The organism is Finegoldia magna (assembly GCF_018371055.1).
Taxonomy (GTDB): domain Bacteria; phylum Bacillota; class Clostridia; order Tissierellales; family Peptoniphilaceae; genus Finegoldia; species Finegoldia magna_I.
Genome location: NZ_JAGYZD010000038.1, coordinates 1 through 10,603, shown reverse-complemented (window position 1 = coordinate 10,603; position 10,603 = coordinate 1). Strand labels below are relative to the sequence as shown.

Genomic DNA, 10,603 nt, shown 5'->3' with positions numbered 1-10,603 from the left:
TGCGATGGGGCGCCGTGTGCGGTGAAAGTCGCATGCACGGTGCTAAGCGGGGGAAAAGCTGGAAACACTGAAACTGTAGGCTTACCTATCGCAATCTGGAGCTAAATCTCAAGGTATTAAGCAACTTATGGCAGGTGGAGGAATTGTGCTTATTGGACTTAAATTAATTCCACTTTTAGCAAATGTACTAAAATAAGATGTTTAATATAGTAGATAAGATCAAAGAGTTTTTTTCGGAGATGCTTATAGACATGATCAAGGAAAATTTAAGTGGAATGCTTCTTGATATAAATGATAAAGTATCTACGATAGCAACAGAAGTTGGAAAAACTCCGAGTGGATGGAACTCGGAAGTTTTCCACTTTATAAAGTCAATAAGTGAAAATGTAATACTTCCTATAGCAGGTCTTATCATAACTGCAGTTTTATGTATTGAGTTAATTCAAATGGTAATGAATAAGAATAATATGAACGATACAGATACATTTGATTTCTTTAAATATATTATAAAAATGTGGATAGCTGTATGGTTGGTATCTCATGCTTTTGAATTTTCTATGGCAGTATTTGATGTAGCTCAAAGTTTAATAGGAAAAGCAGCAGGAGTAGCTAATGTGAGTTCAAAAGTTTCACCAGGGGATATAGCGGCTATGACAGAAACATTGAAGAATGAATCAATAGGAAAACTTATGACAGTAGTAATAGAAACCTCTATAGTAAAAATGATAATTCAAGGAATATCGGTATTAATAACGGTAATACTTTATGGAAGAATGATAGAAATATATATCTATACCTCTGTTTGTGCTATACCTTTTGCCACTATGGGAAACAAAGAATGGGGGAGCATAGGAACTAATTATATTAGAGGACTTTTTGCTCTTGGACTACAAGGGTTATTTTTGCTTATATGTGTAGGTATTTACGCAGTTCTTGTAAAGACTTTAAGTATAACAGATATACACAAGAGTATTTTTGAACTACTTGGCTACACACTAATACTTGGAATTACGATGATGAAATCTGGAAGTATTGCAAAATCAATATTAAATGCACATTAAAGGGAGGAGAAATGTTTAAAGGAATAAATAAAAGAAAGAATGAACTTAAAATTAAAAGGTTTGGAATAATAGGATTACCAATAATTATAATTGGATCATATATAACAAATAAAATAAGAAAAAAAGAAAGGGAAGATGAGATGATAATTTATAGAATAGAGGAAATAGAATAATGGCATATGTAAATGTTCCAAAAGATTTAACTAAAGTAAAAACCAAAGTAGCATTAAATTTAACAAAAAGACAATTAATTGGATTTACAATAGCAGGAGTAATAGGCTTTCCTATTTATATCTTATCAAGAAAAAATCTACCAAATGATATATCTATGCTTATTATGATAGGAGTAGCATTTCCTATTATTTTCACAACACTTTATGAAAAAGATGGTCTGTATTTTGAGAAGTATCTTAAGTACATGATAGAAAAAAAGACTCAACCAAGTATTCGACTATATAAAACAGATTGTATTTATGATATAGAAAGAAAAATAAGTAAAATGAAAGAAGGGAGAAAATGAATCAAATACAAAAAAGACAGCAAAAAAAATTAAATGCAGAAAAAGAGAATTTAAAAAAGCAGAAAGAAGACTTAAAAAGCATAGGTAAAAGTCAAAAGAAAATAGAAAGTTCAAAGAAGTACAAAGGACAAAGAAAGCAAAAGAAAGAGCTTTCTTTTTTTAATGGAAGAAAACAAAAGAAAAAAAGTGTTCAAGATACAATTCCCTATTTAAGAATGCTTAAAAATGGAGTTTGTCAAATAGAAAAGAATAAATTTAATAAAATGATAAGATTTTTAGATATTAATTATCAGCTTTCGACAGAAGAAGATAAAGAAAGTATTTTTAATGAATTTTCTAACTTTTTAAATTACTTTGATCCAAGTGTAGATATTGAACTCTCATATATTAACAGAATAGGGAAAAATGAAGAAATAGAAAAAAATATTAATATCCCCTATAGAGATGATTCTTTTAATGAGATAAGGAAAGAATATAGAGAGATGTTAAAAAATCAAAGTGAAAAAGGGAACAATGGATTAAGTAAATATATGTATATCACTTTTAGCTTAGAAGCACAGGATATAAAAGAAGCTACAATTAGACTTGAAAGAATGGAAATGGACATACTAAATAATTTTAAGAAAATGGGAGTTAAGGCTTATGTGCTAGATGGATACGAAAGATTAAAGGTAATTCATGATATTTTAAATAAAGATAAAAAATTTACTTTTTCATATGATGATTTAAAGCATAGTGGTCTATCTACAAAAGATTATATTTCTCCGACTTCTTTTAATTTTTCATCTATAAATCAGTTTAGAGTAGGAGAATACTTTGGAGAAGTAAATTTCTTACAGATTCTTGCACCAGAATTATCTGATAGACTATTATCTGAATTTTTAGAAGTTGAAGAAAATATGATTGTAACCTTTCATATAAACTCTATCGATCAAACAAACGCAATTAAAATGATAAAAAGAAAAATTACAGATCTAGATAAGATGAAAATTGAAGAAAATAAAAAAGCTATAAGATCGGGATATGACATGGATATATTACCTTCAGACTTGATCACTTATGGAAATGATGCTAAAAGACTTTTATTAGAGATTCAAAATCATAACGAGAGAATGTTTGTAATTACCATTTTATTTACAAATATAGAAAAAAGCAGAAAGAAATTGAACAATGTAATTTTTCAATTAAACTCTATAGCAGGTAGACATAATTGTGTATTAAAGAATCTTAACTATAGGCAAGAACAAGCTCTTATGTCCTCATTGCCTATTGGAAAGAATGACATTGAGGTGAAAAGGGGACTCACTACAAGTTCTACAGCGATCTTTATTCCATTTACTACAGAAGAGTTGTGTTTAGAAGGAGAAAGCTTATATTATGGTTTAAATGCATTAAGTCGAAATATCATAATGACAGATAGAAAGCTGTTAAAAAATCCTAATGGTTTAATACTTGGAACACCAGGGTCGGGAAAATCTTTCTCGGCTAAAAGAGAAATTACCAATGCCTTTTTAATTACACAAGATGACATTATAATATGTGATCCTGAATCCGAATATGGGAATTTAACTAGAGCATTAGGAGGAGAAGTTATAAGGATATCACCTACTAGTAGAGACTATATTAATCCATTAGATATAAACTTAGATTATGCAGATGAAGATAATCCATTGTCATTAAAGTCTGACTTTATACTATCATTATTTGAATTAGTAGTGGGAAAAGAAGGACTGAGTGCAGAAGAAACTTCTGTTATAGATAGATGTCTTCCAATCTTATATAAAAACTATTTTGATAATCCTATACCTTCTAATATGCCAATTTTAGAAGATTTATATAACTTACTTTTGGAACAAGAGGAAAAAGTAGGGAAAAAACTTGCGGTAGAAATGGAAATATATGTTAAAGGAAGCTTAAATGTTTTTAATCATAGAACTAATGTAGATACTAAAAATAGAATACTTTGTTATGATATCAAAGAATTGGGAAAGCAATTAAGAAAAATTGGAATGCTTATTGTTCAAGATCAAGTTTGGAATAGAGTTACAATTAATAGGAATAAGAAAGAAACTAGGTATTATTGCGATGAATTCCATTTATTGTTAAGAGAAGAACAAACAGCAAGTTATTCAATAGAAATTTGGAAAAGATTTCGTAAATGGGGAGGAATACCAACAGGGTTAACTCAGAATGTCAAGGATCTTTTAGCTAGTCCTGAAATAGAAAATATATTTGATAATACAGACTTTATATTGATGCTAAATCAAGCCTCTGGTGATAGAGAAATATTAGCAGATAAACTAAATATATCACTTTACCAATTATCATATGTAACCAACTCTAATGAAGGAGAAGGGCTTTTGTTTTATGGGAATACCATTGTTCCATTCGTGGATAGATTCCCTAAAGACACTAAGCTATATAGACTAATGACAACAAAGCCAGAGGAGTTAAAAGAAAGTTATGAAGAATAAGATAAAAAGTAACTATATTATTAATTTAGATGCATTAGTAGCTTTAAAAGAACTACCTAATGAGATATTTGATTGCTGTATTACTTCTCCTCCTTATTATGGATTAAGAGATTATAAAGTTAAAGGTCAAATCGGAAGAGAAGAAAGTCCTGAAGAGTATTTAAATAAGTTAGTAGAAGTATTTGACCAAGTAAAAAGAGTATTAAAAAAAGATGGAACTTTATGGATTGTAATAGGAGATTCTTATGTTGGTACTGGAAGCAAGAAAGAATACAAAGACCAAAAAAATAAGAATGGAAGGACAGGTCAAAAAGTTTCTGTAACGAAAAAATTAAAAGGATATAAGACAAAAGATTTGATTGGAATTCCTTGGCAACTTGCATTAAAACTAAGAGAAGACGGTTGGTATTTAAGAAGTGATATTATATGGCACAAAGAAAATGCTATGCCAGAATCATGTAAAGATAGACCATCAAGATCATACGAACATATTTTTTTACTCTCTAAATCAAAAAAATATTTTTATAACTATGAAGCAATGAAAGAACCCATGAAAGAGATAAGTAAAAAAAGATATATAAGGGCAAGGGGAAAAGACAATAAGTACTTAAAAGAAAATACAGGTGCTAAAAGACAGAGCATAAATGAAGCAAGAGAATATGGAGAATATATAGGAGATAATGTTCCTCAGTTTAGAAATAGTAGAGATATTTGGACAATAAATACTAATGCCTTTAAAGGAAAACACTATGCAGTATTTCCACCAAAATTAGTAGAAATTTGTATAAAAGCAGCTTGTCCTAATAATGGGTTAATATTAGATCCATTTATGGGATCAGGCACAGTTGGAATGGTTGCTACTAAAATGAATAGAGAATATATAGGAATAGAATTAAATGAGGACTATTGCAAGATGGCTAAAGAAAGGATTGAAGAGAATATGAAATAGGAGGCGTTTATGAAAAAAGAAAAGGGCAAAATAAATCCTAGAGATGTACCAAAAAGTAAACTTATATTAGAAAAGAAAAATATAAGTAACAACACTATAAAAAATAAAAAAGATTCATCCATTTTATTAAACAAAAATTCTGAAAGAGAAAATAGCACTTTTATGAATGAAAAAGATAGCTATAGACAAGTTTCTGAAGTTGAGAATTATGATAATATAAAGAAAACTTCTAGCTACTTTCAAGAACTAGATAATAAATATATACCTAATGTTAATGAAAAATCAGATAAGGGAAAAATACAAAGAAAAAGACAGGAGAAAGTATATAGAGAAAAATATAAAATACTTGATAACTTGAAACAAGATAATGAAGTAGAAGATAAAATTAGAGAAGAAAGAATCAAGAAAGAAAATGATAGAGTATATGAAAATAGAATAAGTAATTTCAAGAAGAGTTCTAATCATATATCTAAGAATGGAATAAAAAATAAAGATAAGTTAGAAGTTTATGACCCATTGTCTAAAGATTTAGATAATGATGGAGTAATAGATCGTTATGATATGGACTTTAGAGATAGTAATATTTCTTATAGAGATACTAGTGATGATGAAAAGTATTTTTCAAAGTATAGAAATAAAAGATTTCTAAATGACTTTAGAAAGAATAAAGAGCAGTATCAAAGTGACAAGCAAGAAAATTCATTTCAAGATAAGTCCATTTCAACAAAAATAGAAAGATCTAATGTAAGGGATTATAAAGGTAAGAAGTTTAGGACAAAAAGTTTATACTTAACAGAAAGTAAAATGGATAATAAGAATTATCAGAAACTAAAGACTGGTAAGAACTTAAAGGAAAAATGCTTTGTAGATCTAAATAATAAAAAGAAAATTATAGATAATAACAAAAAAGAAGGTAAAAGAGCTAATTTTAATCTAAATGAAAAATATACAAGAACAAAAAAGGAAAGTTCGAATGTAAAAGAAGGACAAAATAAGTTTAAAGAAGATAAATTGAAGGTAAAAGATAAGCTTCAAAAAGATGAAGAAAAGATCTCAAAATTACACTCGAAAAAAGCAAAAAAAGAAAAAGACCTAGTTAAAGATAATAAAAAAGCAAAAAAAGGAGGATTAGAAAATCCTTTAATTCTTGCAAGTGCAATGGCATCAAACTATCTTTATAGCGGAAAAGAAGATAATGCAGGAATAGATGCATCATATAAAGTAAGCAGAAGTACAGAGCTTATTGGAAAAAATATTAGACGTAATCGTAGAAAAAAAGCTTTAAAAACTAAAAGAAAATTAGAGAAATTAGATAATAAAATTCATAAAAAAGAAAGTAGATTATTATTTGAAAAAGATTTTGAAGAATTAAAAAAATCTAGAGCCTATCAAAATACCAATAAATTGAATCGATTTTTTATGAAGAAAAAATTTCAGAAAGATTTCAGAAAAAAACAAGAAGTAAGCTTAAAAAATAGAATAAAAAAGTCTATTACAAATATGAGTAAAAAGACAGCAGAAGTTCTAAAAAATAAGGGATATAAAAATATTTTTATTGTCCTTTGCATTTTAGGACTTTTTTTCATGCTGTTTAAAGAAATAAGTAATATTGGAAGTATTACTTCAGGTATTACAAGTAATGTTATGGCTACAAGTTACTTATCAAAAAAAGAAGTGCTAAGTGATATAAATAATGAATTTTCAAGTTATGAATATGCTTTGCAAGATGAGATAGATAGCATTGAAGAAAATTATCCAAACTACGATGAATATCATATAAAAGGAGATCCAGTAGGTCATGATGTTCACGAGCTATTTAGTTATTTAACAGCAAGATATGGAGAAATTAAGTCGACTGATGAAATAAAAAAGGAGCTAAAAAAACTCTTTAATCAGATGTACAAAAAAGAGTATACATCAAAAACTATTACTAAATATGATAAAGATGGAAATCCATATACCTATAAAATATTAACTCTTACCATTACCAAGAAAAGTATTGATAAAATTGCAAAAGAAGAGTTTGCAAATTATGAAACTAATATGGCTCACTACTTATCATTATTAGAAAATCAAGGAAATATGGGAGATTATTTTGGCTCTGGTTATGGAGATTTAGGGGACATAGTAGATAATCCAAATTTTGGAAATCCCGGTATAGAGTTTGATGATGTAGCGGTAAGGAGATTATTTGGAGAAGCTGAAAAACATATAGGAAAAAGATATGTTTTTGGAGCTAGTGGACCAAGAAATTTTGACTGTTCGGGATTTGTATGTTGGTCATTTACAAAATCTGGAGTAAAGAATATGCCAAGAACAACAGCTTGGAGAATATATACTGATTATTGTAATCCTGTATCGCCTAGTCAAGCAAAGCCAGGAGATATAATTTTCTTCAAAGGAACATATAATTCTGGAACACCAATATCTCATGTAGGGATATATGCAGGCAATGGAATGATGATTCATGCAGGAGATCCTATTCAATATGCAAATATTAACACAAGATATTGGAAAGAACACTTTTATGCCTTTGGCAGACCAAGATAGAAAAGGTGATAAAAAATGAATAAAAAACTAATCAAAAATATAGAAAAACAAAAAAAGTTAGTAAAGAAAAAAGAAGATATTGAGTTGGAACTTCAAATCTTAGAAGAAGAACAAGAAGAATTAGAGAATATGGAAGTTATCAAAGAGTTTCGTAGCAAAAAAATATCCCTTGATGAATTTTTATATATAGTAAGAAAAAATAAGGAAGAAGAAAGAAAAGAAAAAAGTATATGTCAAATTAATGAAGGAGAAGAAAAGTAATGAAAAGAATAGGAAATAGAGTTTTAGCGATTGGAATGATACTAGCAAGTGTTATAAATATATCGCCTATGAGTCATATATATGCTAGTTCAGAAAAAAGTTTACAAAATACAAATAAAATTGAAGCTGAAATGGTATGTAGCAATGTAGAAAATTTAGAAAAAGAAATTACAGACTTACAAGAGAAAATTAAAAACTTAAATAAAGATAAAGAGATAAATAAAGAGCAAATAAAAAAGCTTCAAGAGAAATTAGATTCATATAAAAATAAGGAAGATAATTTTTTAGAAGATAAGAAATGCCTAGAAGATCAATTATTAGAAAAAGAAAGAGTAATTAAAGGTCTAGAAGAAAAAATATGTGCTCTAGAAAGTAAAGACAAAAAGCAAATAGCTGAGCTAGAACAGCTAAGAGATGAAGTAAAGAAACTTCAAGAAGAAAGTGAAAAATTAAAAGAAGAATTATCTTCTGCAAAATGGGAATTAGAAGCAAAAGGTGAAAAGGCAGAAGTTAATGAAAAAAGTTTTAAAGAAACAAGAGAAAAGATTGGTCAATTAGAAAAAGAGATTAAAGAAAAGGATCAAAATATAGAATTAAAAGAGGAGAAAATAAAGAAAATAGAAGATACTTTAAAGGCAAAAGAAGAAAGATTAGAAAAATTAAAAGACCAAGTAGATAAGGCAAAAGAAGATAAAGAAAATTCTTGCGAGAAAGTAAAATCTCTTGAAGAAGAATTAACTGAATTAAGATCTAAAGCAGAAAAAGATAAAAAAGAATTACAAGAACAGATAAAAAGCTTGGAAGATAAAATAGAACAACAAACAAAAGAGTTTGAAAATCTCCAAAATGACTTAGACAAAAAAATAGAAGAATGTAATAAAAGAATCAGTGAACTAGAGAAATACCTAAAGAAAAACAAAACAGGGGAAAAAGAAAAAGCTATAAATGATAAGGAAAAGCTTGAAAAAACTCTGGATAATCTTAAGAAGAAACAAGCAGAAATAGAAACAAAACATGATAAAGATGTAGAAGAAAAGATTACTAACAAAGAAGTAGTAGATACTAAAGAAGTTATTAGTAAAAGAGAGGATAATATAAAGCCATGTAGTAAGGGTGATGAATTTAGCGTGTTTCAAGTAGGAAAAGATTACTATAATGTCATAAAAGATGGAAAGAAAACTACTGTGTATATGGATGTTAAGGCATACATTCAAGATGATCATATTATGTTACCTATAAGATATACAGCCTATACTTTAGGATTTAACGTTGAATATGATGACAACAAAAGAGAAGCTATATTTTCCAATAAAGAAAATATCGTTCTTCCAAAGAAAACATTGAGATTAAATATAGACACAGGAGTCATGAAAGATAGTGACGGAAATATTTATCATTCTGATACTAAGCCAGTAATTATAAATGGAAGAGTTCATGCTTCTATTTCAAATATTGCAAAAGCTTTTAATGCAACTTGTGGAGATATAAAAGACGGAAAAGATCAAAGCATTGAATGGGATAATAACAAAAAAGCAGTATATGTATTTAAAAATATAAAATAAAAAAGGAGCTAAAGATGAAGAAAAGCGGAATAAAAGTAGCCTTAGTGTTACTCTTTATGTTTACAATAATACCAAGTATATCCATGGCAAAAAGTAATGAAAGTGAAATAACGAGTCAACTAAATAATATATATACTCCAGAAAATAATAAAGAATTAGAAAATTTATTTGATGAAGATGTGTATAATCCTTCTGATGAAAAACAAAAAATACCCTATCAAGAAGTACCTAAAATACCAGATAGTAAAAATGTAAAAAGTGAACAAAAAGAAAGATCTATTAATTCATGCCAACCAGCAAAACCTGTAAAAGGAGGGAATACAAAAGCGATTAATTCTTTAGCAACAAAGGAGAATAAAGCAAGAGGGACAGTATTGGAAAATGTAGATGAAAGTGGAGAAGATCTAACTCCTAAAGTTGGAGATAATGAAGTAAGAAAAGAAGGCGAAGAAAATCCTGTAGACGTTAGACAATTTTTGACCTTTCAGACTAAATCAGGCAAGACAATGCATCTTATTATAGATCATTCACAAAACCAAGAAAATGTTCAACTATTAACAGAAGTTGGTGAGCAAGACCTTTTAAATATGATCGAAGGAGAAAGTGATACTAAATCAAAAGAAGAAAAAGTAGTTAGAAAAGAAAAGCCTATAAAAAAGGAAGAACCACAAAAAGAAAAAGAGAAAGAAAAGAAGTCAGGCGTAGGATTGTATATTTTTATAGTTCTTATAATGCTAGTAGGAATAGGTGCAGGATATTACTTCAAAGTTTACAAAAAGAGAGAAGAGAATGCTATTGAAGATGATGAAGATTATGACGAATTAGAAGATGATTATGAATATGATAAAGAAAATGATGAAAAAGAAAGTATAGAAGATACAGAAATTATTCCAGAAGAAGATGATTTTTAATAATGAGAATTTTTTGAAAAGATGGGAAGTTTATTCGAGAAAAACATATATGCGAAGGATATAACATTTGAAGAAGTGTTAAATAATGGAATAAAAATTATAAAAATATAGAAACATTCAGATATGAAATTCAACTATCGTATAACAAGAAGAATCTACGATAGAAAAGTATACGGTTTTTAAAATTTATATTAAAATCTAAAATAATTTGTGAAGCTAAGAGAAGATAATAGTTTGTTAATAAAAAATAAATAAGTGATGTAGTAAAGACTATGATAAATTGCGAGCGAAGGAGAAATCTTTCGCTCTTTTTTT

General features: G+C 28.0%; 9 protein-coding genes and 1 pseudogene. All 10 read left to right on the top strand.

All coding sequences use genetic code 11. The features are described from left to right. Nucleotides 1-82 precede the first annotated feature (82 nt). Nucleotides 83-196, top strand: a pseudogene (locus KHW44_RS02975) (Maff2 family mobile element protein); the annotation flags it as partial. 1 nt (nucleotide 197) lies between these two features. Then, complete coding sequence (locus tag KHW44_RS02970) at nucleotides 198-1,061, top strand: VirB6/TrbL-like conjugal transfer protein, CD1112 family (RefSeq protein ID WP_010248107.1); 864 nt, start codon at nucleotides 198-200, stop codon at nucleotides 1,059-1,061. 11 nt (nucleotides 1,062-1,072) lie between these two features. Continuing rightward, complete coding sequence (locus KHW44_RS02965; RefSeq protein ID WP_022620852.1) at nucleotides 1,073-1,234, top strand: hypothetical protein; 162 nt, start codon at nucleotides 1,073-1,075, stop codon at nucleotides 1,232-1,234. After that, on the top strand, nucleotides 1,234-1,581 hold the full coding sequence (locus KHW44_RS02960; RefSeq protein ID WP_010248104.1) for a PrgI family protein: 348 nt from the start codon (nucleotides 1,234-1,236) through the stop codon (nucleotides 1,579-1,581). The genes KHW44_RS02965 and KHW44_RS02960 overlap by 1 nt, the downstream gene beginning before the upstream one ends. Further along, nucleotides 1,578-4,055 (top strand): VirB4-like conjugal transfer ATPase, CD1110 family, encoded by a 2,478-nt coding sequence (locus KHW44_RS02955; protein WP_304065796.1) that lies wholly within the window; start codon nucleotides 1,578-1,580, stop codon nucleotides 4,053-4,055. The genes KHW44_RS02960 and KHW44_RS02955 overlap by 4 nt, the downstream gene beginning before the upstream one ends. Then, nucleotides 4,045-5,004: a site-specific DNA-methyltransferase gene (locus tag KHW44_RS02950; RefSeq protein ID WP_304065793.1), complete on the top strand. Its 960-nt coding sequence runs from the start codon at nucleotides 4,045-4,047 to the stop codon at nucleotides 5,002-5,004. The genes KHW44_RS02955 and KHW44_RS02950 overlap by 11 nt, the downstream gene beginning before the upstream one ends. 162 nt (nucleotides 5,005-5,166) lie before the next feature. After that, nucleotides 5,167-7,554, top strand: coding sequence for a C40 family peptidase (locus tag KHW44_RS02945; protein WP_304065789.1), 2,388 nt, complete (start codon nucleotides 5,167-5,169; stop codon nucleotides 7,552-7,554). 15 nt (nucleotides 7,555-7,569) lie between these two features. Next, entirely contained in the window at nucleotides 7,570-7,815 is a 246-nt protein-coding gene (locus KHW44_RS02940) for a hypothetical protein (RefSeq protein WP_304065786.1), read from the top strand. Then, nucleotides 7,815-9,377: a stalk domain-containing protein gene (locus tag KHW44_RS02935; RefSeq protein WP_304065782.1), complete on the top strand. Its 1,563-nt coding sequence runs from the start codon at nucleotides 7,815-7,817 to the stop codon at nucleotides 9,375-9,377. Before KHW44_RS02940 ends, KHW44_RS02935 begins: the two co-directional genes overlap by 1 nt. A gap of 14 nt (nucleotides 9,378-9,391) precedes the next feature. Next, nucleotides 9,392-10,288 carry a CD1107 family mobile element protein gene (locus KHW44_RS02930; RefSeq protein WP_304065779.1) on the top strand — a complete coding sequence of 299 codons (897 nt, stop codon included), beginning with the start codon at nucleotides 9,392-9,394 and terminating at the stop codon, nucleotides 10,286-10,288. Nucleotides 10,289-10,603: the final 315 nt, after the last annotated feature.